Source organism: Anabaena sp. 90 (assembly GCF_000312705.1).
Classification (GTDB): domain Bacteria; phylum Cyanobacteriota; class Cyanobacteriia; order Cyanobacteriales; family Nostocaceae; genus Dolichospermum; species Dolichospermum lemmermannii.
In genome coordinates, this window is the sequence record NC_019439.1 from 341,814 (window position 1) to 367,866 (window position 26,053).

The window sequence follows — 26,053 nt, forward strand, 5'->3', positions numbered from 1 at the left end:
TTGTCCATTACCCATTTCCTCTACCTGGGCACAATTCATCTAGCCAAGACGGAAAAATATTGCTATAAGTAGATGAAATCCCGGTAATATTTGGGCTGGGAATTCCCGTAGTTATCAATCGTTTATCTATTTGTTCCCTGGCCAATCCGACAGGTAGCTTAACTGAAGAATGATGATGAATCGGTGTAGCCACTGCAATCACAGAAATGCCTGTAGTCATTTTCAATAACACCTGTTTGCGTTCTTTGGGTACAGGTGAATCTGTCAAGGCTATATGAGCAGGAGAGGTACTCACAATCTCATTTTTTGCGGTAGAATGCTGGGATTTTAATAAGTTTAATTCCTGTTCAGGATTGAAGTGCAAACACAAAGCTGCAATGATCCTATCAGGATCATTGTTTAAATCCAAAATGAAAGGGAGGATTTTTTTTAACTCTGGTTCTAAAGTGGATAAAGTTGCTAAAATGTAACCAGAAGAAGGTCTGCGGATGCCAGCATAATCTTTCCAGATTCGCATTTTAACTAGCCAAGAACGATTTTGTTCATAATAAATTAGCCACTTCATTTTTAATGCTTGACGTAGATGCTGAATATCCATTCATTCCCTCACTTCTTACTGTACTAAATTACAGCATTTATATATTTTCAGTGATCTTTATCCCTGGGGATGAAACCGATAATAAAGCATTTCTTTAACTCTTTTACCAGCTAATAAATGTTGTTCGACTAATTTGGGTATTTCTTGAGGTAAAACCCGACAATACCAAACCATTTCGGGTAAAACTAGCACCATTGGACCATTACCACATTGACCTAAACAGCCACTAGCTGCAATTGTCACATTAGGAGCAGGTAAAGCTTGTAAAGCTGCTAATACTTCTTCTGCACCTTGTTTTCTACAAGTACGATGTTGACATACTTTTACAGAAATAGGCAGGGGTTGTTCCTGAGTTGGGACGTTTGACATTTGTTTACAGTTAATTCACTGAAAATATCCAAATATTTACTGTTTTTACTTGCTAGTAACTTTTTTATCAAGACGTTCAGCCAGCCATAATTTAATAATAGAATCAGAAGTAACACCCAAGCACTGGGCTTCATCTAAATCGCCACTATGATACTATATTTGGTATATGTGGCGATCGCTAAGAAATCCTAATTGATCACTAATCCTTTACTGGCTAACCATGCACTATTAAATATTCGTGATTGATAGCGAGAACCACTGTCACACAAAATAGTTACAATAGTATGTCCCGGACCCAACTGTTTAGCTAAAGCCACAGCCGCACCGACATTAATTCCCGTTGAACCACCCATTAATAAACCATCTTTTCTTAATAGTTGATAAACAACACGCAAGGCTTCAGAATCATCAATTTGGATAGCATCATCAATAGGTGCGTCTTCCATATTGGCGGTAATGCGACTATTACCAATACCTTCAGTAATCGAATTACCTGCTATTTTGATCTCACCAGTTTTGATATAGCTATATAGTCCACTACCTAAAGGGTCAGCAACAACACATTTAACGCCCGGATTTTGTTCTTTTAGGTACATTGCCACACCAGCATAAGTACCACCAGTACCAGTTGATGCCACCCAGCCGTCGACTTTACCATTTGTCTGTTGCCAAATCTCTCTACCTGTGGTCTCATAATGGGCTACACGATTGGCTAAATTATCAAACTGATTAGCCCAAATGGCGTTTTCCATTTCTGCCGCAATTCTACCAGATAGTTTAACGTAATTATTCGGATCTTTGTAAGGGACCGCAGGAATAGGACGAACTTCAGCCCCCAAGGTAGTTAAAGCATCTATTTTTTCTTGGGATTGGGTATTGGGAATAATAATCAAGCATTTATAACCTTTGACGTTGCAAATATGTGCCAGTCCAATTCCCGTATTTCCCGCTGTTCCTTCAACTACTGTACCACCGGGTTTGAGAAGTCCTTTTTTTTCTGCATCTTCGATAATATACAGCGCAGCCCGATCTTTGACAGAACCACCAGGGTTCAGATATTCGGCTTTGGCTAAGATTTCACAACCTGTTTCTTCGCTAAAACTGTTTAAACGAATTAATGGGGTGTTACCAATTGTACCAACAAATCCATTTTTGATATCCATTTTGCATCTACCTGAGTTTTTCCCAATCAAATTTTGACATTTTTATGTAATTTTGTTTCGCGCAAAGACGCTAAGGAGCAAAGACGCTAAGGAAGAAATACATTAAAATTGCTATAATCTCAATTCTAATGGGATCTTCTTCCCGAAAATTTCTGAAAAGCAAGTACAAAAGATTGAATTTAAACTCAATCTAGCAATGTTAATATTGCTTTGGTTGTTTCTGTGCGTAAGTTATCATACAATATACTAAATGATTTCATAAACAAGGTGGACATTAATGAAATCTCCCCATGAACACAATCAAGACATTCAACGTCGGCTAGAAAAGCGACTCCGAGAACTGGATGATCAAATCAATGCTATTGATCAACCTGTTTATAAAACTCAGAAACATCAACCAGAACAATCTCAAAAACCTTGGCTAAGAAAAATCATTCTTGGTGGAAAATTTTTTGGTTTGGCTGTTGCAACTATAGTTGCAGTTCGAGTAGCCTCAGTTTTAGCCGGAATTATTATTTTTGGGGCTTTGGCTTTTCTTTTTTACAAACTTTTCTTAGAATCGCAAATTAAAAAAAAACTCTAAATAAAGTATAATCATCATGAATTATCAAGTGGGAACTGAGCAATTTATAAATGATTTAGAACGGGTTTCTCAGGTTCGTTCAGAAATTGCTATTTGTTTAGCTTATTACAATCAATAAGATCCCCGACTTCTTGGAGAAGTCGGGGATCTAAATCTGACATTATCCGATTCTATTTCTGATTCTTTCTGGACTACCTGTAGGAATTGCAGCAATTAATTTTTGTGTATATTCTTCTTTTGGTTCTAAGTAAATACTGTCAGATGTCCCTGATTCCACTATTTTCCCTTGATTCATCACTAAAATGCGATCGCTCAAAAATTTGACTACACTTAAATCATGGGAAATAAAAATGTAAGTTAGTTTCAACTTCTCTTGTAATTCTTTCAATAAATTTAAAACTTGCGCTTGCACAGATACGTCTAAAGCTGAAACTGATTCATCACAAATAATAAACTTAGGATTTAAAGCCAAAGCGCGAGCAATACAAACCCGTTGACGCTGACCACCGGAAAACTGATGAGGATATTTTTTCATATCATCTGCACTTAAACCCACCCGTTCCAACAGTTCCACTACCCTAGCTTGTCGCTGTTGTTTCGACTTACCGACACCATGAATTAACAGCGGTTCTACAATCGCTTCCCCAATCTTAATCCGGGGGTTGAGGGAACTAAAAGGATTTTGGAAAATAATTTGCATTTCCCGTCGTAAGTGCTGCAAAGTTTTCCCAGTCAAGTGAGTAATATCCTGTCCATTAAATAATATTTTACCGCTCATCGGTTCGATTAATCGCAGCAATGTTCTACCTAAAGTAGTTTTACCGCAACCAGATTCTCCCACCAATCCCAAGGTTTCTCCCGGAAAAACATCAAAGGAAACCCCATTTACAGCCTTATGGTAACGTTTTGTGCTGCCAAATACTCCCCGGACTGGAAAACCGACTTCCAAGTTACTAACGGTCAACAGAGGTGGTTGTGAACTAATCTTTGCTAATCTTTCGTTAATTTCTATTCTAGTAATTTCCGCTGGTTGAGCAGGTTCTTTACTCTGAATTGTCACTTTTCCAAATTCATCTTCTGTCACACTCATGTAGTCAGAAACAGTCAGCAGTTTGTGGGGACGACGATTCAAACTAGGACGACAAGCTACAAGTCCTTTCGTATAAGGATGATGGGGATTGTTAAAAATTTGTGCTGCTGCACCATATTCGACAATTTTACCTTTATACATCACTGCTACTTGGTCAGTAATTTCCGCAATTAACCCCAAATCATGGCTAATAAAAATCATTGCCATATTGCGACTTTGTTGCAGTTCATATAACAATGCTAGAATCGTAGCTTGCACAGTCACATCTAAAGCTGTAGTTGGTTCATCCGCAATTAATACCGATGGATTGCAAGAAATAGCCATGGCAATCATAACTCGTTGCAATTGTCCTCCAGATAGCTCATGGGGATATCTTTCCAACATGGCTTCTTTGTGTTCTTTCACCAACTGTGCTAATTTAAAGCTACCTGATGCAGATAAATTATGATCAAGATACTGTTCTTCAATTTGTTCATCACTAGCTAAAAGTTTAACTTCTTGTAAACCCGCGATCGCAATTCTTTTCGCTTCAATTGCATTTACATTCTGATGTCGCATAATAGCTTCTTGCAACTGAAACCCGATATTATAAACCGGATTTAAAGAACTCATTGGTTCTTGAAAAATCATCGCAATATCACCACCTCGATAAAGCTGCATTTGTTGAGGTGATAATGCTAATAAATTCACCGGTTGTCCACTTGTGCAAGAAAAGAAAATTTTCCCTCCACTCACTTTTCCTGGATATTGCAACAAACCCATGATTGCTAAAGCCGTAACCGACTTTCCACTTCCCGACTCTCCCACTATTCCTAAAGTCTCACCCTGATGTAGCTGAAAACTAATATCATCAATAGCTTTTACTTTACTGCTGTCACTGACAAATTCAACTTGTAGATTGCGAACCCCTAAAACTGTTTCTTTCATATTACCAATTACCAATTACCAATTACCAATTACCAAATTACAACTTAGGTAAGACATTTGGCAATAAATGTCCTGGAAGCTTAGATAAAGCTAAATTTTGTCCTTGAATTCCTAACTCATTGTGAAAAGCCCGAATTGTGCTAATAATATAGCTGATTGTTGTTTGATAATTTTCTGTTTGTCTATCAAATCCACTTAACGCTTGTAAATGATTTTCTAAAGCGGCTTCTAACTGTTGAGAAAGCATTTTTTTATCACCATTAAAAGACAAATTTATCACTAAATAATAATGAGCTAATCCTAAATTATTGTGTGTCATCCATAAATCAAAACTTAAAGGTAGACTACTAAGTAAGTGAGCCGTATTCACAGCTTCTTCATAAGCATTAATACATAATTTTACGAATTTTTGTTGATCTTCTTTTGTTGTTTGTGGCTGATTTGCTAGATGCCAGTAAGCGATACCCAGATTATTTTGAGTAGCAGCATAGGATTGAGGAACATCCACAGATGTTCGATATTTTAGGGCTTCATTATAAACCTGAATTGCTAACTGGAGATTTTCTATTGGTTGTTCATATTGGGAAAGATTCCAATAAGCCGTACCCATATTATTTTGAATCATCGCATATTTTAGGGGATCATTTGTCTGTTGATAGTGAACGACTGCTAACTTATAAGCAGAAATCGCTTTGGTGAGATTTTCTACAGGTTGATCGTACTGCCCTAGATGCCAATAAGCTGTACCTAAATTGTTCTGACAAGCAGCATATTTTAAAGGTTCTATTTCTTCTTGTCGGTAACGAATGGCTTCATCATAAGCAATAACTGCGAACTGCCAATTTTCTACAGGTTCAGCAAATTTCGCTAAGTCACCATAGGCAGTACCCAGGTTATTTTGAATCCGCGTATAAGTTTCTGGCTGAGTATCACCTGTAATTATCTTGAGTGCTAATTTATAAAAGTCTACCCCTTGTTGAATATAAATTTTTGCTTCTTCAGAATTATCAGGGATGCGGTGCAACATCCAGTAAAGTGTCCCCAAATCATTCAAAATATCTGGAAGTTGTGGAGAACTTTCATCATAATTAACTGCTTCCTGATAAGCTAGAATTGCTATCATCAAATTTTCCACAGTTGCTTGTCCTTGCTCAATCTGCAACCGATAGAAATTACCAAGATTCTGATAAGCTATCCCTAACTCTTCTCCCTTAGCTGTTTGAATATGTAACTGTTCAATTTCCCAGAGTATTTGTTGAATTTGATCACTATCATCAGCATTTATTGTTGCCTTAATTAATCCTTGTAACTCCTGGTTAATATGAGATAAGGAAGGAAAATGCTGATGAGTTGTTATTTGAGGAGATTGAACCGGAAATTCATCTGGTATTTGTGTTAAATCTGTGGTTGAAGTTAAAGACAAATCAAACTTATTTGTTTGTTTGATGTCTTGAGAAACTTCCTCTTCATTAACAACTAAATGCTCTAAATTTTCTTGACCTAAATTATAGGAATCTGCAAATTTTTCTGGATAACCTCTATTATCTATAGTTGGTGTCGGTTCTCCTGCAAATACAAATACGCCGGTTCGACAATGCCAAAATTTTGATGCTGATTGCTGAATCGCAGACAACCAAGGACGAGAAACCCAAAATAAAAGACTAGATTCTACAAAGTGACTAAATTCCTGACTTGATAAATGCTGTTCACCTAACCGGAGATAATTCAAAAATAAACGTTGTACTGCTACTGGTTCTTTAGTCAGCATTTCTACCCCGACAATCTGAAATCCCGGCATTGGTAAGGGACGGCCAGGATTATCTGTTGATCCTCCCACCATCGGGGGTGGATAATTAGCTAACCATTCATTGATTTGCGCTATAGGATTAGGATCACTTAAATTTAAACGCAGAGTGACTAATCGCGGATAAGCTGGCGTGCTAAAATCTCCCACATTAGCTCGCTGATATATGACCTTACCCACTGGATAAGCTAAAGTGGAGTGTAACCGCGCTGCTATCCGATTTCTTAAATGTAAATTATCACATATAGCAAATAGGATTTGTCTACGTAAACCCAGACTCAGAGCAAGTTTTAGGCGTTGATATACTTGCCGATTCAAACTAATGTTTTCTGTATGTACAGTTTCATTCACGCTTGTATTTAGTTGAGTTTTAGCCCTATTTTCTGTATACATCCTGACTGAATAAATTAAATATTAATGTCACATCTCATAATTTGGATTTTCACGGAGATGCTCTCTTTTTCAGGATGAATCAAGTTTTATGGGCTAGAATATCAAAAAAAAAAGACTATGATTATACTTGTATTTTGCCATTCTAGCAAAAAATCAGGCTCTTGATCAAAATAAGAACCTGAAATCAGGAAAAGCTATTAAAGGGCAGTTTTCCAATTAGCTAACATTAGAGACAGTGAAAGCGACAAAAATTACCCCTCCAATTAAAAGCACCGCTGCAATTCCTAAGATAATATAAGTACGCTTTTGGGAGTTTGTTGGTGGTTCAGCTTGATAAAGCTTGGGTTCTTTAGCAAAGTTATTGAGAAGACCACCCTCTTCGTTTGTGTAAGGCATGAAGTGATTCCTTATTATCTTTCTTTACTTAATGTTAAATAAATTTTACAGCACTCTCATAAAAATAAAAAAATAATTACATGAATCTAAAGAAGTCAGGAGTCAGGAGTAAAACTGGCTTGCTGTCTGGCTTTGAATTTAGATCCTGTACCTCATTAATCTGCAATCTGCGGTATCTTGACAAAATAGACAATTCATGTATTACTTTGTGCTATTCTACTTCACCTGACTGCAGTGATATTGTAGAACTGATAATTAAAAGGACATGATTTAAAAAAAGCAATTGCACAAATAAATTCATCTATAAATAAACTGATGACTGAAATAAAAGAATTCAAAATTTATGCACGTATTGTATTAAATAGAAATCCCACACCTGATATTAATAGTTCTATAGAAATTAAGCTCAAGAAACGTCTTAAACAACAAAATGGCAAAGATTCTGGTGATCTGATCAAATATAAAAGTCAGGTTTTAGAAGAAAATCAGATCCCCGACTTCTTCAAGAAGTCGGGGATCTAAGTAAATACAAATTAGCCCGTAATAGTCCCCGTCAAAGGTGAACTAGCACTAGCGTAATCCTTCATGGGCATTCTGCCGGCTAAATAAGCCATGCGACCGGCTACTGTGGCTAGATTCATTGCATAAGCCATTGCTGGGGCATTCTGAGCCAGGGCGATCGCACTATTAATCAATAACGCATCCGCCCCCAATTCCATCGCCTCAGCAGCCTCAGAGGGCGCACCAATGCCGGCATCTACCACTACGGGAATATGGGCATTTTCAATAATAATCTGAATATTGGCAGTTGTTTGCAGTCCTTGTCCCGAACCAATAGGGGCAGCCAAAGGCATAACCGTGGCACAACCCACCTCTTCTAGTCGCTTGGCTAACATGGGATCAGCATTAATATAAGGCAATACAGCAAAACCCTCTTTTACCAACTGTTCCGCAGCTTGTAAAGTGCCAATGGGATCAGGTAGTAAATATTTAGCATCAGGTATAACTTCCAACTTGACAAAATTATTATCTTCCTGTCCTAATAACTTGGCCATTTCTCGTCCCAACCGTGCCACTCGCACCGCTTCCTCTGCGGTTTGACAACCAGCGGTATTGGGTAACATCCAGATTTTACTCCAATCTAGTGCCTCTGCTAAACCTTCATGTCCTGGGGCGTTGGTTTGTACCCGTCGCACAGCTACCGTGACAATTTGACAACCACTAGCAGCGACACTTTGCTGCATTTCTCGGATATTGCGATATTTACCGGTTCCCGTCATTAACCGAGATTTGAAGCTTTTGCCGGCAATAATTAAGGGTGAATCGGGAACAATTAAATCTGATATTTCTGGGTTACGGTGTCCGTTAGTGGCAGGAGTCGCGTGAATTAACATTGGTGTAGTAGTAGATGACACAGTAGAAAAGCGAGAATAATGAAAATTAGCTAAAAGAGGATCTGCTTTTTGTTCACAAATCAAATCAGCAATTAATGTGGCTGTAATTGGCGCAAGTAAAATACCATTGCGGTGATGACCAGTAGCCAAGGTTAAGTTACTACAATAACTATGACCCAAAATAGGGAATTCATCGGGAGTAGCGGGACGAAATCCCCACCAAAGTTCTTGTAGAGGATAATTCTCTAGTTGGGGATATAGTCGTATAGCTGATTGTAATAAACTTTGAATGCCCCCAGGGGTATTATGGGCAGTAAATCCTACATCTTCGCTAGTTGCACCAATAATGATAGAGCGATTGCGGCGGGGAACAATATAAATATTTTCACCAAACAACACCCTGGTTAAAGGTAATTCAGTCACAAAGTCCGGGACTCGCACACTCAACATTTGTCCTTTGCGGGGACGCACTGGTAAAGGTAATAATTGATTCGTCCAAGCACCAGCAGTTAAAAGATAATGATCAGCGCGAAGTAACCCAGTATTAGTTTGTACACCAATAACTTTCCCCTGTTGTTGAGAAATCGCTTCTACTGTAATTCCATCTTGGAAAACAACACCCAAAGAGGTAGCCGCAGTTCGCAGAACTTTCATTAAAGCCCTGTTATCAACTTGCCCATCTTCAGGATACCACCAGCCACCAACCACATCTGCACCCAAACCTGTTTGATATTGGTTAATCGTATTTTTATCTAACCAGTTAGCGTTTTTGTGTTCCCGGTTTTCAGGTTGTTGATACAATGGTGCGAGGATACCGCAAGGCCAATAACCTGTATTGTTTAAATCTTTTGTGGCGGTTAATTTTGTTAATTTTTCCGTCCAGTCTAAATATAAATTACGCGATCGCCGACATAAAGACAACATCGCCTCATTAGTAATATTTTCCGCATCAGGCGCTAACATTCCCGCTGCGGCATGGCTGGCTGCGGCAGTAAAATCACGGCAAATTACAGTTACATTTGCACCCCGTAATTTAAGTTCAACACCGCAAGCCAACCCGATAATACCACCACCAATAATTAAAACATCATTAGTCATTAGTCATTAGTCAATTAGTTATTAGTAAATAACTAATAACTCATAAATGACTCAGAGGGGGTGGAAATTGGTCATTGGTCATGAGTTTTTTAATTTTGACCTTTGACCTCTAACTAAATTTTTCCCTAGTTACCACAAAGCCCGAATTGGTGCTTTGTTTTGATTGGTATTACTACCAGAATTTGAATTACGTTCTGTAGTAGAAGTTTCATTGAGAGAACTGGAACTATCATTTGTAGAACTGGAACTTTTATTACTATCACTTGTTTCTTGTGTAGTATTAGCAGAATTGTTGGTAGTCTCTGTAGAAGCATTACTTTGAGCTACACGGGTATTCCGAGGGCTTTCACTGGCAGAATTAGAATTGTTTCCGCTGGAAGTTTCTGACTCATTACTACTAGTATTTTCCGAATCATTCCCATTCGCAGCACTATTAACATTAATATTAGCGGGAAGAACGCTAGATTCTTTGCGTCCTTGGGGAACATTAGCAGTTTGTTGTCCGCCCATAGGAAAATTAATTCCCAGTAACGTACCTAGCAAAATTGCTACGCCGCCAGCCATTAAAATCAAGGGTGTCCATCTACCCATCTTGTTTCTCTCCTTGTTAACCTTCTGGTATCTAAACTAATTGAGAACCTTGACCCCAAAACCCATAAAATTTAGTTACTTTGACATCACCTAAAACCTGAATTTGGCAAGTTAAACCCAGGCCGTTTGTAGGAGAATGGGGAGGAAGCGATTCCTAGATTGTGCTTCGCTATCGCTGTGTTTGCTTAGGCTAACTCACTGCGGACACCTCACTTTCTACTGTAACCGCATAAGTACCATAAGTGCCAATACCTCGACAGTTGATCATCTCTGTGTACCTTATCCCCAGCCTCTTCTTTACACTCAATTAATTTACTTGGCCTTACCAACTGAGGGATATTGAAATTACCGAAATAGCGTTTTGTTGTATATTGGCACATCGCCGCAAATTTGTCTCTCAGGTGTCAGTGTTGAACCAACGGTTCACCCAATTTTTATGACCACAACTCCCTCAAATCAACTTTGGATCTATGACACTACTCTCCGCGACGGAACTCAACGAGAAGGACTGTCAGTGTCTATAGAAGATAAGTTACGCATTGCTCACAAACTTGATGAATTGGGTATACCCTTTATTGAAGGTGGTTGGCCGGGAGCAAATCCCAAAGATGTCCAATTCTTCGAGCAACTTCAAACAAATCCCCTCAAACAAGCAGAAGTTGTCCCTTTTTGTTCCACCCGTCGTCCTCACACCAAAGCAGTAGATGAACCCATGCTCCAAGCGATTTTGGCGGCAGATACGCGCTGGGTGACAATTTTTGGTAAATCTTGGGATTTGCACGTTACAGCCGGACTCAAGACCAGTCTGGCGGAAAATCTAGCCATGATTGGGGACACAATCGAGTATTTGCGTTCTCAAGGACGGCGAGTAATTTACGATGCTGAACATTGGTTTGATGGTTATAAGCAAAATCCTGATTATGCTTTACAGACGTTGACAGCAGCAGTCACAGCAGGTGCAGAATGGTTAGTTTTATGTGATACCAATGGTGGGACTTTACCTCATGAAGTTTCGCAAATTGTGTCAGTTGTCAGTGGTCAGTTGTCAGTTGTGAGTCAGCGCGGTCTTGGGGGTTTCCCCCATGAGCGACTGACGAACCCCGAAGGGGTTAGTTGTCAAGAAAAAATTCCCCAAATAGGAATACATACTCATAATGATTCAGAAATGGCGGTGGCGAATGCCTTAGTGGCAGTTATGGCTGGAGCTAGAATGGTACAAGGAACAATTAACGGTTATGGGGAACGTTGCGGTAATGCAAATCTGTGTTCTGTGATTCCCAATTTACAGCTAAAGCTGGGTTATAGTTGTATCGGTGAACACCAGCTAAATCAGCTTACAGAAGCTAGTCGGTTTGTCAGTGAAGTTGTTAATCTCGCACCTGACGAACACGCACCTTTTGTGGGACTTTCGGCTTTTGCTCATAAAGGGGGAATTCATGTCTCTGCGGTGGCACGGAATCCTTTAACCTATGAACATATTCAACCGGAATTGGTCGGAAATCACCGCCGGATTGTCATTTCTGAACAGTCTGGTTTAAGTAATGTCTTAGCTAAAGCTCGCAGTTGTGGGATTGAATTAGATAAGGATCATCCCCAAGCTAGACAAATTCTTCACCGCATGAAGGAATTGGAAAGTCAAGGCTATCAATTTGAAGCCGCAGAAGCTAGTTTTATTCTTTTGATGTATGAGGCTTTATCCTGTCGTCAGCAGTTTTTTGAAGTTCAAGGTTTTCAAGTCCATTGTGATTTGGTGGAAATGAAGGAATCTACTAATTCTTTAGCAACGGTGAAAGTTGCTGTTAATGGTAAAAATATTCTCGAAGCCGCAGAAGGTAATGGACCAGTAGCCGCTTTGGATGCCGCTTTGCGGAAGGCTTTAGTGAATTTTTATCCCCAAATTGCTGATTTTGAATTGACTGATTATAAGGTGAGAATTCTCAATGGAAATACGGGAACATCTGCTAAAACTCGCGCTTTGGTAGAATCAGGTAATGGTCAACAACGCTGGACTACTGTAGGAGTTTCTAGCAATATTTTGGAGGCTTCTTATCAAGCTGTGGTTGAAGGTTTGGAATATGGGTTATTGCTGCATTTCCAAGCTGAAAAGGCGTTGAAAGTTTAGAGGTTGATAAATTTTGGTAGAGATGTTTAATGTCTCTACCTGATTAATGTCTGATAGCGTAGCGTGGCGTAGCCATATCAGGATTTACAGGATTAAAGGATTTACAGGATTATCTATTGATAATTTATTCATTTTGATTACACACATTTTACATTTGAATTCTGAATATTCTGAGTTGTGAGATACCTAACTTATTTTCTACATCTTTTCATTTATCAATATCAATTATATCAGAAGTCGGTTATCTTTAAATGCAAACTAACATCCTGCAAATCCTTTAATCCTGTAAATCCTGATTCTGACAAATAATTACAAACTCATTTCTAACAACACTTTTAAAACTCCTTTAGTTTTGGCTTTCTCAAAAGCTGCTAAACCTTGAGAAAGTGGATAATGACTATCAATTAAAGATTGAACATCTATCTTTCCCGTCGCTAACAATTCCAATGCTGGAACAAAGGGACCACAACGAGAACCAATGAGAGTGATTTCATCTACCACTAAAGCAGAAGCATCTAAACTGAGATTTCCCGCATAGGTGCTTTTTAAGATTAATATACCACGAGGACGTAAAGCCCGACGAGCAATATTAAAACCTTCAGGATTTCCTGTACAATCAACAGAGATATCAAAGTATCTATCAGTGACGCTATCAGCGAAACCAGTTTTAATTCCTTTCGCTGCTAAATTTACTAATTTATCTTTATGTTTTCCAACTACTAATAATTCACAACCTGTTAAGGCTAAAGTTTGGGCTATTAATTGTCCCAGTTTACCATCTCCAACTACTAATACTCGGTCATCTTTACATATTTGTATTTGTTGTTGAATTTCCAAAGCTGCGGCTATGGGTTCAGTAAAAGTTGCGGCTGCTGTAGAGACATTTTCAGGAACAAGATGCAAATTCTCAATAGGTAAAGATAGATATTCTGCAAATGCACCATGACGGTTAACAATTCCTAAAACTGTCCGATTTTCGCAATGTGTTGGTTGTCCCCGCCGACAAAAACGACAATCACCACAAGCAGCGTTAATTTCACCAACCACTCTTTGATTAATTAACTGTTTGGGACCTTGTTCAACAACACCAACAAATTCATGGCCGATAATGCCAGTATAAGGATAATAACCTTTAATTAATTCTAGGTCAGTATTACAAATTCCCGCCCGCAAAACCCGCACCAAAGCCTCTCCTGGTAGTGGTTCAGGAATAGGAATATTGGTACGTAATTGTAATTGATTATTTTCTAACCAAAGTCCTTTCATAATTTTTTCAGTTGTTAGTTTTCAGTTGTTAGTTGTTAGTTGTTAGTTGTTAAAGTTTTGCACTTTCTAGAAATGGTGTAAATATCGGAACTATATCGGAATTACTCACAACCATTGTGGGAAAAGAGCGATCGCTATAATCCATTCCCGGCGATAATGGAAAAGACTCAGAATTGAGCGATACCCACGTCCCACCCGCAGCTTGGACAATGACCCAAGCGCCAGCAATATCCCATACCTTGGGTGTGGCTTCAATTCCCCCCAAAACCGCACCAGTTGCGACGGAAAGAAAGTTATAACTAGCAACTCCTAACATCCGAATTTTACAGGGGAAACCCGGTTGAATAATGTCGGTACTGCGAGAACAAAGGTTAAAAAAGTGGTTTTTGCTGGGAGCATCTTTACTGGTATGAATGGGATGATTATTTAAAAATGCTCCCGTTGGCGTTGTTAAGCCTGATGAACCCGCCCAAAATCCGTGAAAGGCTTGATTTAATGGTGGCGCGTAAACATAACCAAAAATGGGCGTTCCTCGATAAAGTAACCCCAGAGAAATAGACCAAATCGGAATTCCTCTGGTAAAGTTGGTTGTACCATCCAAAGGATCAATTACCCAACACCATTCTGCATTCGGAAAAGTTTGATTACTTTCTTCGCTCAAAATGCCGTAACCGGAGAAAGTAGAAACAATAGCATCTCGAATTTCTTGATCTGCCCATTTATCTGATTTTGTTACCAAGCTACCATCAGCTTTTTGTGAAGCTTGGACTTTACCAAAATCCTGCATTAATTGTTTTCCCACTCTGATAGTAGTGGTTTCTGCAAACTCTAGAATCGTATTCCAAAAATCGTTCATTTGTTAGTTGTTATTAGTCGGTTGTCATTTGTCAACTATTAACCAATTTTATCACATTTATCCTCAGCAAAAGCCTAAAATTTTTCACTTAAAAGCAGAGCGAATTTATATCATTAGACAGATAAAGACGTTTTCTCATCTACTCAATCCTCAGCATAAGATATATTTATGTATATATTCCTTTATGCTAACCTGGGGTAAAAACTTATAAAGAAATTGTTAAAAAGTTTAGTACAATAGCAAAATTAACCAATAAGTATTTTTTCCTATTGACATGATAGCGGCTCAATTTCCCTGGCTTACCGCAATTGTCCTATTTCCACTTTTAGCATCCTTTGTCATTCCTGTATTGCCTGATAAAGACGGCAAACTTGTCAGATGGTATGCACTGGGCGTAGGTATTGCTGACTTTATTTTGATGTGTTATGCCTTTTGGAAACATTACGATGCTAGTAATGCGGGTTTTCAACTGGTAGAAAATTATGTCTGGATGCCTCAGATAGGACTAAACTGGGCAGTTTCTGTGGATGGGATTTCCGCCCCACTGGTACTTTTGGCGGGATTTGTGACCACACTGGCGATTTTTTCAGCTTGGCAAGTTGACCGCAGACCAAAGCTGTTCTATTTTCTCATGCTTGTGTTGTATTCTGCACAGGTTGGGGTATTTGTTGCCCAAGACTTGCTGTTATTTTTCATTATGTGGGAAGTCGAATTAATCCCCGTATATTTACTAGTTTGTATTTGGGGTGGACAACGACGACGCTACGCAGCTACAAAATTCTTACTTTATACCGCAGCAGCTTCTATATTTATCTTGGTGGCAGCCCTAGCAATGGGGCTATATGGCGGCGGAAATGTCACTTTTGATATTGCAGAACTCGCACAAAAAGAATATCCCCTCACTCTGCAACTGCTACTATATGCTGGGTTGTTAATTGCCTTTGGCGTAAAATTGGCGATTTTCCCCTTGCATACTTGGCTACCTGATGCCCACGGTGAAGCATCTTCTCCCGTATCCATGATTTTGGCGGGTGTGTTGTTGAAAATGGGTGGATATGGACTAATTCGCCTGAATCTTGACCTACTTGCCGATGCTCATTTTTACTTTGCCCCCGTTCTCGTCATTCTCGGTGTTGTCAATATTATCTATGGTGCGTTAAATTCCTTTGCCCAAACGAATATGAAACGACGTTTGGCTTATTCGTCCATTTCCCACATGGGTTTTGTATTAATAGGAATTGCCTCTTTCACCGATTTGGGTATCAACGGGGCAATGTTGCAAATGATCTCCCATGGTTTAATTGCTTCCGTGTTATTCTTTTTGGCTGGTGTAACTTATGACCGTTCCCGCACAATGGTCATGTTAGAAATGGGTGGGATTGGTCAAGCTATGCCAAAGGTATTTGCTCTATTTACAATGGGGGCAATGGCATCTTTGGCTTTACCGGGAATGAGTGGCTTTGTCGGTGAACTTTCGGTGTTTGTCGGGATAACTACTAGCGATGTTTATACTTCCACATTCTGCACCGTTACAGTTTTCCTAGCGGCTGTGGGAGTTATTCTCACACCTATTTATCTCCTTTCTATGCTGCGTCAAGTATTTTACGGTTCTGGTGCGGCACTGATCTGCGATATTAACAATGCTGGGTTGGAAAATCAAGAAGACGAAGGAACGGCTTGTTTTGGTACAGATTGCCTTTTACCAACGGAAACGGTATATACTGATGCCAGACCCCGTGAAGTGTTTATTGCTGCCTGTTTTCTGGTGCTGATTATTGGCATTGGTTTCTACCCCAAAGTAGCCATGCAAATGTATGATGCGAAAACTGTAGCTGTCAATGCTCATGTTCGCCAATCTTATACGATTATTTCCCAAACCAATCCTCGTGTTTATGCTAGTGGATTATTAAATCCGCAGATTCCAGCAACTCAGTTAACTCCTGTTTTGGGAACTTTAAAATAGGTAACTGCCGACTAACACAAAGTATGGAGAATATATCCTCTAGCGTTAGTTGGGGGATTTTTTCTTCTGCTTTTTGAATGGTTATCGCGTGACTGACTTTATCTCTAGGACAAAGAGAGTTAAGATACACAAGGTTTCCCAACTTTTTCTATAGAATTATTGCACTAATTAAACTCATGAATGCTGCTCCCTTAATTCGCTTCACATTTTTATCACTCATAGCAGTTTTGGGTCTGCTGTCACCTGCTTATGCTCAGGGGAAAAAGTTATCAAATCCTGTTAATCAAGCCAAACCCGCTAATCAAATCAAACCTACGGAACAACCAAAACCTATTAATACAGATCAGCCTAATACCCTCAGCCCCACAGGAATAAGTAATAATCTTTTAAGTATAGAGGGAGGCGATCGCTTGATCAAAGAATCAGCCCAAGCAGTTGCTAGTCAAGATTACCCTCTGGCTGCCAAAAAACTCCAAGAAGCCCGCCAAGTTTATAATCAATTATCAAGCTTTTATCAAGACCTAAATTCTAGTTTTGCAGGTATTGACATTCGTGCTGCCGATTCCCACCGCAAGAATGCTTTAGCAACTGCCCAAAAGCGAGATGAAGCCACCTATCAGTTAGCCTTAGTACATAGAGCGCAAAATCAGCCAGAATTAGCCATCCCTTTGCTAGTGCAAATCATTAAAAGTCAAAACCCCACCAGAGAATTAGGCACAAAAGCATACCAACAATTATTTGAATTAGGTTTTGTAGATGCCCCCTTTCCGCGTCAAGGTAAAAAATAATCGGCAAATGCTAACAGGCAACAGCCAACCGCGACATATCTGTTAATAATAGAGAAGTAAGTTTTTTCAGGAATTGCGGTCAGTAACTCAGCCCTAAAGGGACTGAGCTTGTAAGAAATTGCAAGCTGTACTGACCAGTCTAAGTCTTCACTGACTACGTTTTTTGAGTCACGACACCCCGGAATGCGTAGCTAGTTCCCTGCTCTGTCATTTGCAATTAAACAGTTTTAAAGTCACTGAAACAGTGTTGCAAGTTTAAAAAGCTCTTAAAACATTGACGAAGCTAACATTACCCCAGAAATGGGAGGCTCTTCGGAGCAACACATTATGCGTACAGAGTTGGGAATTTTGAATCGGTAATTGTCCCGTTGAAAGTACATTACAAAAGTACACCGAATTTACCAACTCCAAGGCGGTAATGAAAAAATATTCAAGGCGGTTAAAACCGCACGAGCGGTCACTGAGCTTGTCGATAGCGAAGCGTGGCGTAAGCCATAGTGTCGTTTCCCTCTCAGCACTGAAGTGTCTGAGTTTCCCACTTACCGGGTATTTTTATGATAAGTCCGCAACAGGTAGAGACAATGATCAAGGCACAAATGCCAGATGCCCAAGTGCAAGTACAAGACTTGACAGGTGGTGGTGATCACTATCAGGTAACAGTAGTTTCATCGCAGTTTGCAGATAAGGGAATGGTGCAACAACACCAACTAGTTTATGGCGCATTGCAACAAGCTATATCCAGCGAAGCTATTCATGCTTTAGCACTTAAAACCTACACTCCCGAAGCTTGGCAAGCAACAAACTAATTTTAGATTGAGGATTTTGCATTAAGAAAACAAAATCTAAGATCGTATCAACTCTTGAATTTCAGTAACATAAGGAAATAACTAATCATGACCCCAGAACTTAAAGAAAGAATTGATACTTTGGTAGAAGAAAACAAAATTATGGTTTTCATGAAGGGCAATAAATTAATGCCCCAATGTGGTTTCTCTAATAACGTTGTCCAAATTCTCAATACCTTAGGAGTTCCCTTTGAAACCCTTGACATACTTGCAGATCAAGAAATTCGTCAAGGCATCAAAGAGTATTCCAACTGGCCAACAATTCCCCAAGTATACATTAATGGTCAATTCGTTGGCGGTTCTGATATTTTGATTGAAATGTACAACAAAGGTGAATTACAAGAATTGGTAGAAGTAACACTAGCTTCTTAATATCAACTACAAGATCCCCGACTTTTTTAAGAAGTCGGGGATCTGATCCTTATTAATATTACATTATTGATTACTAATATTTTTTACCAAAACTATGAATAATAAAACAAAGATAGAAGATTGTGGTTATACGTTTATAGGTTCAGCCGTTGATAATTTAGTTCGCCATCTTGAAGGTCAATCATCTCTACAATTATATCCTGAATTTCGAGAACGACGAGAGCGTGCCAATGAATTATTATTTGATTTAGTTGGTAAACAACCTGGCTTGTTTTATATTCGTCGTCAAGGAACTGCAAAAGAACCAGGAGAAGAGATTTGGGAACTAACTATAGCCACAGATCAAGATAACTTTCAATTACCAAAAAAACTGAAAAAGCTAGGAAAAACTTTAGCATTTAAAGCTGCTATTCGTCAAGATGGACATGGCGGATTTAAAATTTTATCAGCTTATTTATTACATGAATTGCGGGGGAATATTGACGGCTATGCTTTACCCTATTGGTTGCGACTAAGTCCCAATCATCAACATCGTTTGGATATTCCTAAACCATTATTGGCAAAAATTAAAAATATGCCAATTTGCGGAAATCATGTCCCCACAGAAGATCAACTTAAAGCCTGGAAAGCATTTTTAAAAGTTGAAGAACGCATTGCTAAATCCCGGCAATTTTGTGTATCTTTCCGAATTTCTCATCATGGCTCAAATTCTCGACAAATCGCTTTAGAAGTTAAAGTTAATTCAGCTACCCTTAACGGTTCTGAAGAGAATATTTTAGGTGTAGAAAACTTTTGGGAACGGGTAAGAAAAGCTAAAAATCAAGAAGTTAACTTTTTAGATTCCGTACCCACAGACAGAAATCGTCGTCACAGTCGTCAATTAGGAACTATTGAAAAAATTGATCAAAAACATAATTTTATTCATGTTCGATTAGAACGAGAAATCATCGAATATATAGCCAAAGGTAATTATCAACTTCCCAAGAATGGTTACTTATTTTTTGATGCTGCTGGAGACATCAAACAAATTGAACGGAAAGAAAAAGCCTTAGAACAATTAAAACAAGGACGCACTCAAAACCCCTATTTAGGTAACTTTCTCTTTGACGCTTCCCAAGCCAGACCGATTATCAAAAGGATTAAACTTAACTCAAAAGACTTATTATTATCTTCTGCAAATGCTGGACAAAAAGCCGCAGTTGAAAAAGTCCTGTCCGCAGAAGATTTAGTGCTGATTCAAGGCCCACCAGGTACAGGAAAAACTACCGTAATTGCGGAAATTTGCTATCAAGTAGCTTTGCGCGGGGGACGCACATTAATTACCTCACAAGCTAATTTAGCAGTTGATAACGCCCTCAGTCGCTTAGTTCACAATCCCGTTATTCGTGCTATTAGAAAGGGACGAGCCGAAAAAGTTGGGGAAGAAGGACAGCCATTTTTAGAAGATCAAGTAATTGGTACATGGCTACAAAATACCGCTACTGACTGTGAAAATAATCTCAGTCAACGTCACGAAAATATTAGAATTATCAATCAATTATTACCATTATCACCACGATTTACAGACTATTTTCTGGCAGAACAAGAAGTAAATCAGCAACAGAATGAACTCAAAAATGAAAAAGATAATTTAGAAACAAGTTATCAAAATCAAGAAATTGAATATCATCAAACTTTGGTAACTAAAAAAGAAATTGAATTATTAATTACTGGGTTAGAAAATATTCTCAAAAATGCCACAAATATAGATTGGGAATCTTCAGAAATCAACAGTTTTTTACCACAAATTAAACCTTATACAGAAAATAATCAAGAAGTACAGAATTTTCGAGAAAATGTGCGTCAAGCTATTAAATGTATTGAAGAACTTGGTTTTACTCGTCCGGGATTTGGTGCATTTGGGTTAGCAGTTTGGTTGCAGAAAAATATCACAACTCATATTTCTGCATTTAAACCGGGATTAAAAGATGCTAATGATGTCGGTTTAGCTATTTCGGAAGTAGCAAAATTAGTTTATATTTTCCAGCAGCATTCTGTATCTTTGGAGAAATTAGAAACAGATCATCAAAATTGTCATAACCAAAACGATTTACGGACAACAATTCAAATTTGGGAAAATCGCAAACGGGAAATTGATTATATTATTGAAGCCATTGTTGAATGGAAATCTACAGCTTACAATAACTTATATCAAGCATTGAAAGAATGTCAAGAATCTGATTTTGAATTAACAGAAAGTATGGTAGGTTTACCATTAGGTTTATTGATGTTTGCCAAAACATTAAAATTAACTATTGTTCCTAAAAATTATCAAATCAGTTTACCAGATTGGGGAGTATTAACAAAAGCCATATCTTATGAAATAGCGGGTAACTTTACCGATAAAAAAGGTAAAAAACATGATTTTAGTTATTTTTTACAAGAAAGTTTTAGTCAAATTCCTATAGTTTTATCAAAAATTGATCAAATTCAATGGCAAACAACCTATCAAAAATTCCAAAATTATCAACTCCTCAATCCTAAACAGCGAAAATTGCTAGTTGAAAACACTCAAGTCTTTTTAATTAGATTGGAAAAAACATACAGTAAGTCCTTTGAATGGAATAACATTGAAGCTACTCTTACCCGCATTACCCAAGAATTACTAGATATTATCTTAGTTCATGCGCGTCAATGTGTTTTAAGAGTTAAAACTGAAGCTGAACAACAATTAGAAATTTTACAACAGCAATTTCAGGAACTTCCAGAAAATGAAATTTCATCAGCACAAATATCTGAAGCTAAATCTCAGGTAAAGAAAACTAAAGAAGCTGCTAATTTAAAACTTGCAGAAGTTATCAATAACTTACAAGCACTTCATAAACAGCAAAATATCCCCCTACCACTACGGATTTTAGCAGAAAAATATCTGACTAGACAAGCAAATATTTGGGAAAAATCCCAGGAATTTTCCCAACAAGTCAAGTTTTGGGAAAATCGTATTAATGAAATGGAAACTCTGATTTTATCATTAGCACCTTTTACTGTTTTAGAAACAATTAAAGACTCTTTAAATCAAGAGTTCACAAATTTCCAAGCAGAAGCTGATATTTATCAACAAGAACTTGCAGAATTACAAATAAAAATATCTGACTTAGAACAGAAATCACAATTACATTTATCAGCTAGTTTAATTAGCGAACGGCATTGGTGGCAGTCAATTTGGCAAACAATCCCAGATAAATTAAAACCAGAATTATCTAATAATGATTTATTAGATTTAGGATCTTTATGCAATATTCAAAATAAATTTAAGTCATGGAAACGACAGCTAAAAAGTGAAGAAAATTATTTGCACAAATATCAAAATTTTGTGCAAGATTGGGTTGCAAAACTTCGTCAACCCTCAGAACAAGATAGTAAAGACCTCAGAGGGATTTATTTAGATAATGCTAACGTTGTTGGTATTACTTGTGTTCAAGCTGCAAATTATAATTTCTCAGAAGAATTTCAATCTTTTGATGTTGTGATTATTGATGAAGTTAGTAAATGCACTCCTCCAGAGTTACTAATTCCGGCTTTGAAAGGTAAAAAATTAGTCATGGTAGGAGATCATCGGCAATTACCACCTATGCTTGATACTAGCACTGTGGAAGAAGTTGCGAAAACAATGGGGAATACGAGGGAAGAATTACAATTTTTAGAAGAATCATTATTTAAAAGTCAGTTTGAAACCGCTGATAAAAGCATTAAAAAAATGCTAAATACTCAATATCGAATGCACCCGATGATTATGGGCGCAATTAATCAATTTTATCATGGTAAATTGGAATGTGGGATTTTAGAACCTGACACAAAACGCGCTCATAATTTAGCAGGAGAAATCATTCAATCTTACCATCATCTCTGCTGGGTAAAAATGCCCAGAGAAAATGAATTTCAAGAAGAACGTAATGGAACTTCATTTTTGAATATTAAAGAAGTTGATGTGATTGAAAGTATCTGTCACCAATTTGAGCAGGTTTGGGTGCATAAAGTAGCAAATGGAGAACAAAAAAAAGAAATAGCTGTAATTACATTTTATGGCGCTCAATTAAGAAAAATTGATGAACGCTTACAATCTGAACTTTTCCCTTCTTTGCAAATTAGAACAGGTACAGTGGATAGATTTCAAGGTATGGAAAGACCGGTGGTAATTGTGAGTATGGTAAGGAACAATCAGCAAGGAGATGTGGGATTTGCCAATAAACCAGAACGGGTGAATGTGGCTTTTTCCCGCGCACAAGAATTATTAGTAATTGTTGGTTGTCATGATTTATTTACAACTAAACCCGGTACAGTAGGTAATATGTATTCTGAAGTTGCCAAAACTGTTAATTCTCATGGAGGTTTTATTGATGTTTCCTGTTTCTGTAATTAAACCAATTGATGAAAATCTAAAATATATAGTTGAGAAAATTGAAACTGAAACTGCTGGTTTAACAGTTTTAGCAGCGCGTCAATTTGGCTATACTGTAATTCAAAATTCTTTAGAATTAACCATTAAAGAACCCCGCAAATTTAATGTCTTAGAAGAGTTTATTATTCGTGCTGCTATGGAGTTTAATCCTCCTCCTACAGCTAATGATTTAGCATCTATCTTAGGGCTGGATTCTGTATTTGTTAAAAGTACCATTACTAATTTGCAATCTTTACAAACCCTAGCAGATACACCTCAAATTACTGTCACAGCAGAGGGGAGTTTATTTTATGCACAGGGTTCTGTCCCTAAACCTCCATACTCTGTGTCAATTTATGCGATTACTGATAATTTAGCAGGGAAAATTACATTTCAATATGAATCATTGGAAGATGTTGTAATTAAGCAGCCAGATTTAGCCGAATTTGTGAATATAGAAGCGAAAATTCCCGCAATTTCTAGTTTACAACTTGCAGATATTCAGGAAATTATTCAATCTTCTAATTTACCTCTTCATGTTCCAGCAGAAGGTAAATTTGTGACTGATTTTAAAGTCAAAGGGATTACACAAACTATGGATAAAAATATCTCTCTGTTTGTGATTTATGATGGAAATCAAGATAAATTAAATATTCAAATCAGAAGTGGTCAGGAAATTTTAGAAGTTGCTACACAGAAGATTGAAGAATTGTACAATTCAGAAAAGATATCTCTAGAGGAATTGTGTCAATTATCTCAAGAAATTATTAATCAGAACTGAAAGGTTAAATGTAAATTCAAAATTTATGTAAATAATAATGTTTTATTAACCTGTCTTTAAACATAAAAGGTTGACGAATAAACAAAAAAATTCCCCTTGTTGATGTAAAACTAAGGGGTTTGATTTCATATCAATTGCAGTATTTCCCAAATTTCGTCCCCTATACCCCATTGACGAATGCAAAAATCGTGCTATAATTGTCGGCGGTAATAGGCTAATCAGCAAAATCAGATAGCACCTTTAGTAGTAGCCATGTTGTTTTTCGGGTTCCGGTTGAACCATTGCGAAGTTAGATACATCATGCAAATAACGGCTGGCTTCCTCTTCTAAGCGATGAATCCAATATGGTTCCATGATGTTACTATGTCGAAGTGCGGCAAGGTATCCATCCAAATACATCCGCATATCATCCATACGATAACCGCGATTCCATAATTCGACGAAGGCGTCGGTAAGTCTTTGGTAGTAGCGGATGGCTTGTGTGTCTTGGAGCATAACTGCTTTATTAATCTCTTTGCAATGAGAATTGTAGATGATGATTCACGCTTAATGAAGTATCACTTCCCTCTTCTGTATTAACTCATCAGTTAATATTTTCACCTTGGGTGAGACCCCCCAGCAGCTAAAAACTTAATTAGATCCTAACGCCAAAAAATTGGAAATATGGTGATTTTGTAGGGTATTTTTACGATTTTTTGTCAAAAATTTGAGCTGATAGCTTGGACTTAGCTATCTATTTGTAACCACAAAGGGTAATTGATTTTTATCCAATTTTTTAGCCGTTTCTCACCGGGAATACAAATCTAGCTATTAGTGCATAAATTTGTAAAATCAAGTTTGAGAATTTGTTAGCTGTTTCCGGGATAAGTAACTACCTGTCTCTCCCTTTGGTTGTAATCAGGTGTGATTTTTGTGCTACTCCCTTTGGTAAATGATTGTTCTATTGAGTTTACCATATCTCTTCAGGAGTAGGACAGATTGCCAAAAATAAACTTTAATGATAGGAGTCAAGAATTAGGAGTCAAGAATTAGGAGTCAGGAGTCAGGAGTCAGGAGTCAGGAGTCAGGAGTCAGGAGGAATAAAAAAAGAAGAGAAGAAGAAAGGAAAGACGGAAAGACGGGAGAAAGAAGAATGAATAATGAAGAATGAAGGTAATAGGGTTGTATGGCTGTTGGAAGTAAATTTTGTAGCTGATTCTAGTTCATACCGCTACAAGTGATAGAAAAGTAATTTTATTTACCTATTTCCGTTGTCCAATGGATATAATGTAAACGTAATAAAAATTTAATAAAGCTACTAGCTTGGCTGCAAATAAAGTAAAAAATAAATTTTCTGCAAGGTTTTTTGAGGGAAATATGAAGAATATGTCTATTGAAGTAACAAAAACTACAAAACCTTAACCATGAGATTGTTAATTTGAGATTCATCAACGCTAAGGGGTCTTACCACTGTGGGTTCGGTTTGTATAGAAATTGTTGAGGGGAATCCCCATCTGAGGTCGTTGTTGGGTTGGCACTTGCAACAACTAGAATACCGAGTTCATCAAGCTGCCAGTATTTATCAAGCAAAAGAAGTGTTTATCAGCCATCAACCCACTCTAGTCATTCTAGATGCGGATTTGTCAGATGGTGATGGGGTGGAGTTTTGCCGCTGGTTACATCGTCAACAACAGCCTTTAATTCTCATGTTATCTGCTCGTACTAATGAAGCCGATATTGTAGCAGGATTAAAAGCGGGGGCGGATGATTATTTGAGCAAACCTTTTGGAATGCAAGAATTTTTGGCTAGGGTTGAGGCAATTATCCGCCGTAACCGGACACCTACTGCACCGGCTTATTTAGATTATGGCAGTTTGCAAATTGATTTAGTCCAGCGTCGGGTGCGTTTTCAAGGGGAGTTTATTGATTTAACGCCCCAGGAATTCAGTTTATTGTACGTTTTAGCACAAGCTGGAGGAGTCCCTTTAAGTAGATCGGAATTATTACGTCGTGCTTGGCCTGATGCTATTGATAACCCCCGCACTATTGATACTCATGTTTTATCGTTGCGGAAAAAGGTGGAACTTGATCCCCGTCAACCCAGTTTAATTCAAACTATCCGCAATGTTGGATATCGGTTTAACATGGAAATTTTGAATGTCAACATTCCGCAAACACACACAAAATTACCAAAAGAGAGATTTACTAATCAACTTCCTGTACTAACTACTCAAAGCTCTTAAAACGGGGAACAGGGA

At 37.9% G+C, this 26,053-nt stretch carries 21 protein-coding genes and 1 pseudogene; 10 read left to right on the forward strand and 12 right to left on the reverse strand.

The window, feature by feature from the left end:
• Window positions 1–7 precede the first annotated feature (7 nt).
• The 3 genes from ANA_RS28345 to ANA_RS20380 form a co-directional block, all read right to left on the reverse strand.
• On the reverse strand, window positions 8–598 hold the full coding sequence (locus ANA_RS28345) for a DUF5331 domain-containing protein (protein ID WP_015083309.1): 591 nt from the start codon (window positions 596–598) through the stop codon (window positions 8–10).
• Window positions 599–655: 57 nt separating this feature from the next.
• Entirely contained in the window at window positions 656–967 is a 312-nt protein-coding gene (locus tag ANA_RS20375; protein WP_051155250.1) for a (2Fe-2S) ferredoxin domain-containing protein, read from the reverse strand.
• Window positions 968–1,155: 188 nt separating this feature from the next.
• Window positions 1,156–2,130: a cysteine synthase A gene (locus tag ANA_RS20380; RefSeq protein ID WP_015083311.1), complete on the reverse strand. Its 975-nt coding sequence runs from the start codon at window positions 2,128–2,130 to the stop codon at window positions 1,156–1,158.
• A 277-nt stretch (window positions 2,131–2,407) separates the two neighbouring features.
• On the opposite strand from ANA_RS20380, the gene ANA_RS20385 reads away from it, so the two are divergent.
• On the forward strand, window positions 2,408–2,713 hold the full coding sequence (locus tag ANA_RS20385) for a hypothetical protein (RefSeq protein WP_015083312.1): 306 nt from the start codon (window positions 2,408–2,410) through the stop codon (window positions 2,711–2,713).
• A gap of 160 nt (window positions 2,714–2,873) precedes the next feature.
• Here ANA_RS20385 and ANA_RS20390 read toward each other — a convergent pair whose 3' ends face one another.
• The 3 genes from ANA_RS20390 to psb34 form a co-directional block, all read right to left on the reverse strand.
• Window positions 2,874–4,730, reverse strand: a complete 1,857-nt coding sequence (locus ANA_RS20390; RefSeq protein WP_015083313.1) for an ABC transporter ATP-binding protein — start codon at window positions 4,728–4,730, stop codon at window positions 2,874–2,876.
• Window positions 4,731–4,767: 37 nt separating this feature from the next.
• Entirely contained in the window at window positions 4,768–6,927 is a 2,160-nt protein-coding gene (locus ANA_RS20395) for a tetratricopeptide repeat protein (RefSeq protein ID WP_015083314.1), read from the reverse strand.
• 216 nt (window positions 6,928–7,143) lie between these two features.
• Window positions 7,144–7,323, reverse strand: coding sequence for a photosystem II assembly protein Psb34 (gene psb34, locus ANA_RS20400; RefSeq protein ID WP_015083315.1), 180 nt, complete (start codon window positions 7,321–7,323; stop codon window positions 7,144–7,146).
• Between the two features lie 315 nt (window positions 7,324–7,638).
• Here psb34 and ANA_RS20405 point away from each other — a divergent pair, with 315 nt between their 5' ends.
• Window positions 7,639–7,845 carry a hypothetical protein gene (locus tag ANA_RS20405; RefSeq protein ID WP_174783443.1) on the forward strand — a complete coding sequence of 69 codons (207 nt, stop codon included), beginning with the start codon at window positions 7,639–7,641 and terminating at the stop codon, window positions 7,843–7,845.
• Between the two features lie 11 nt (window positions 7,846–7,856).
• On the opposite strand, the gene thiO is transcribed toward ANA_RS20405, so the two are convergent.
• From thiO to ANA_RS27905, 3 genes and pseudogenes are all read right to left on the reverse strand, one after another.
• On the reverse strand, window positions 7,857–9,815 hold the full coding sequence (gene thiO / locus ANA_RS20410) for a glycine oxidase ThiO (protein WP_015083317.1): 1,959 nt from the start codon (window positions 9,813–9,815) through the stop codon (window positions 7,857–7,859).
• Between the two features lie 129 nt (window positions 9,816–9,944).
• Window positions 9,945–10,406 carry a hypothetical protein gene (locus ANA_RS20415; protein WP_015083318.1) on the reverse strand — a complete coding sequence of 154 codons (462 nt, stop codon included), beginning with the start codon at window positions 10,404–10,406 and terminating at the stop codon, window positions 9,945–9,947.
• Between the two features lie 31 nt (window positions 10,407–10,437).
• Window positions 10,438–10,677, reverse strand: a pseudogene (locus ANA_RS27905) ((2Fe-2S)-binding protein); the annotation flags it as partial.
• A 165-nt stretch (window positions 10,678–10,842) separates the two neighbouring features.
• Here ANA_RS27905 and cimA point away from each other — a divergent pair.
• Entirely contained in the window at window positions 10,843–12,528 is a 1,686-nt protein-coding gene (cimA, locus tag ANA_RS20420; RefSeq protein ID WP_015083319.1) for a citramalate synthase, read from the forward strand.
• 309 nt (window positions 12,529–12,837) lie between these two features.
• On the opposite strand, the gene ANA_RS20425 is transcribed toward cimA, so the two are convergent.
• Together ANA_RS20425 and ANA_RS20430 are read right to left on the reverse strand one after the other, a co-directional pair.
• Window positions 12,838–13,794 (reverse strand): MDR/zinc-dependent alcohol dehydrogenase-like family protein, encoded by a 957-nt coding sequence (locus ANA_RS20425; protein WP_015083320.1) that lies wholly within the window; start codon window positions 13,792–13,794, stop codon window positions 12,838–12,840.
• Window positions 13,795–13,843: 49 nt separating this feature from the next.
• Window positions 13,844–14,650, reverse strand: coding sequence for an inositol monophosphatase family protein (locus ANA_RS20430; protein ID WP_015083321.1), 807 nt, complete (start codon window positions 14,648–14,650; stop codon window positions 13,844–13,846).
• A gap of 274 nt (window positions 14,651–14,924) precedes the next feature.
• Between ANA_RS20430 and ANA_RS20435 the strand changes: the two genes are divergently transcribed.
• From ANA_RS20435 to ANA_RS20460, 6 genes are all read left to right on the forward strand, one after another.
• The gene (locus tag ANA_RS20435; protein WP_015083322.1) at window positions 14,925–16,613 is read left to right on the forward strand and encodes an NAD(P)H-quinone oxidoreductase subunit 4; all 1,689 of its coding nucleotides are present in this window, start codon (window positions 14,925–14,927) and stop codon (window positions 16,611–16,613) included.
• 167 nt (window positions 16,614–16,780) lie between these two features.
• A complete protein-coding gene (locus ANA_RS20440; protein ID WP_041458583.1) occupies window positions 16,781–17,401 on the forward strand; it encodes a hypothetical protein in 621 nt (206 codons plus the stop codon).
• A 554-nt stretch (window positions 17,402–17,955) separates the two neighbouring features.
• The gene (locus tag ANA_RS20445; RefSeq protein WP_015083324.1) at window positions 17,956–18,207 is read left to right on the forward strand and encodes a BolA family protein; all 252 of its coding nucleotides are present in this window, start codon (window positions 17,956–17,958) and stop codon (window positions 18,205–18,207) included.
• Between the two features lie 87 nt (window positions 18,208–18,294).
• On the forward strand, window positions 18,295–18,618 hold the full coding sequence (grxD, locus tag ANA_RS20450) for a Grx4 family monothiol glutaredoxin (RefSeq protein WP_015083325.1): 324 nt from the start codon (window positions 18,295–18,297) through the stop codon (window positions 18,616–18,618).
• Between the two features lie 94 nt (window positions 18,619–18,712).
• Window positions 18,713–23,017 carry an AAA domain-containing protein gene (locus ANA_RS20455; RefSeq protein WP_015083326.1) on the forward strand — a complete coding sequence of 1,435 codons (4,305 nt, stop codon included), beginning with the start codon at window positions 18,713–18,715 and terminating at the stop codon, window positions 23,015–23,017.
• Window positions 22,980–23,816, forward strand: coding sequence for a hypothetical protein (locus ANA_RS20460; RefSeq protein WP_235082131.1), 837 nt, complete (start codon window positions 22,980–22,982; stop codon window positions 23,814–23,816). Before ANA_RS20455 ends, ANA_RS20460 begins: the two co-directional genes overlap by 38 nt.
• 240 nt (window positions 23,817–24,056) lie before the next feature.
• On the opposite strand, the gene ANA_RS20465 is transcribed toward ANA_RS20460, so the two are convergent.
• Window positions 24,057–24,311, reverse strand: coding sequence for a DUF6761 family protein (locus ANA_RS20465; protein WP_015083328.1), 255 nt, complete (start codon window positions 24,309–24,311; stop codon window positions 24,057–24,059).
• 956 nt (window positions 24,312–25,267) lie between these two features.
• Between ANA_RS20465 and ANA_RS20470 the strand changes: the two genes are divergently transcribed.
• Window positions 25,268–26,038: a response regulator transcription factor gene (locus tag ANA_RS20470; RefSeq protein WP_015083329.1), complete on the forward strand. Its 771-nt coding sequence runs from the start codon at window positions 25,268–25,270 to the stop codon at window positions 26,036–26,038.
• Window positions 26,039–26,053 lie beyond the last annotated feature (15 nt).

Excerpts from the sequence above, each read along its gene's own strand:
- ANA_RS20380 (WP_015083311.1), bottom strand. The coding sequence starts at position 2,130 with ATGGATATCAAAAATGGATTTGTTGGTACAATTGGTAACACCCCATTA.
- ANA_RS20405 (WP_174783443.1), top strand. The coding sequence starts at position 7,639 with ATGACTGAAATAAAAGAATTCAAAATTTATGCACGTATTGTATTAAAT.
- ANA_RS20375 (WP_051155250.1), bottom strand. The coding sequence starts at position 967 with ATGTCAAACGTCCCAACTCAGGAACAACCCCTGCCTATTTCTGTAAAA.
- ANA_RS28345 (WP_015083309.1), bottom strand. The coding sequence starts at position 598 with ATGGATATTCAGCATCTACGTCAAGCATTAAAAATGAAGTGGCTAATT.
- ANA_RS20435 (WP_015083322.1), top strand. The coding sequence starts at position 14,925 with ATGATAGCGGCTCAATTTCCCTGGCTTACCGCAATTGTCCTATTTCCA.
- psb34 (WP_015083315.1), bottom strand. The coding sequence starts at position 7,323 with ATGCCTTACACAAACGAAGAGGGTGGTCTTCTCAATAACTTTGCTAAA.
- ANA_RS20390 (WP_015083313.1), bottom strand. The coding sequence starts at position 4,730 with ATGAAAGAAACAGTTTTAGGGGTTCGCAATCTACAAGTTGAATTTGTC.
- ANA_RS20425 (WP_015083320.1), bottom strand. The coding sequence starts at position 13,794 with ATGAAAGGACTTTGGTTAGAAAATAATCAATTACAATTACGTACCAAT.
- ANA_RS20455 (WP_015083326.1), top strand. The coding sequence starts at position 18,713 with ATGAATAATAAAACAAAGATAGAAGATTGTGGTTATACGTTTATAGGT.
- ANA_RS20385 (WP_015083312.1), top strand. The coding sequence starts at position 2,408 with ATGAAATCTCCCCATGAACACAATCAAGACATTCAACGTCGGCTAGAA.
- ANA_RS20460 (WP_235082131.1), top strand. The coding sequence starts at position 22,980 with ATGGAGGTTTTATTGATGTTTCCTGTTTCTGTAATTAAACCAATTGAT.
- cimA (WP_015083319.1), top strand. The coding sequence starts at position 10,843 with ATGACCACAACTCCCTCAAATCAACTTTGGATCTATGACACTACTCTC.
- thiO (WP_015083317.1), bottom strand. The coding sequence starts at position 9,815 with ATGACTAATGATGTTTTAATTATTGGTGGTGGTATTATCGGGTTGGCT.
- ANA_RS20445 (WP_015083324.1), top strand. The coding sequence starts at position 17,956 with ATGATAAGTCCGCAACAGGTAGAGACAATGATCAAGGCACAAATGCCA.
- ANA_RS20465 (WP_015083328.1), bottom strand. The coding sequence starts at position 24,311 with ATGCTCCAAGACACACAAGCCATCCGCTACTACCAAAGACTTACCGAC.
- ANA_RS20415 (WP_015083318.1), bottom strand. The coding sequence starts at position 10,406 with ATGGGTAGATGGACACCCTTGATTTTAATGGCTGGCGGCGTAGCAATT.
- grxD (WP_015083325.1), top strand. The coding sequence starts at position 18,295 with ATGACCCCAGAACTTAAAGAAAGAATTGATACTTTGGTAGAAGAAAAC.
- ANA_RS20430 (WP_015083321.1), bottom strand. The coding sequence starts at position 14,650 with ATGAACGATTTTTGGAATACGATTCTAGAGTTTGCAGAAACCACTACT.
- ANA_RS20395 (WP_015083314.1), bottom strand. The coding sequence starts at position 6,927 with ATGTATACAGAAAATAGGGCTAAAACTCAACTAAATACAAGCGTGAAT.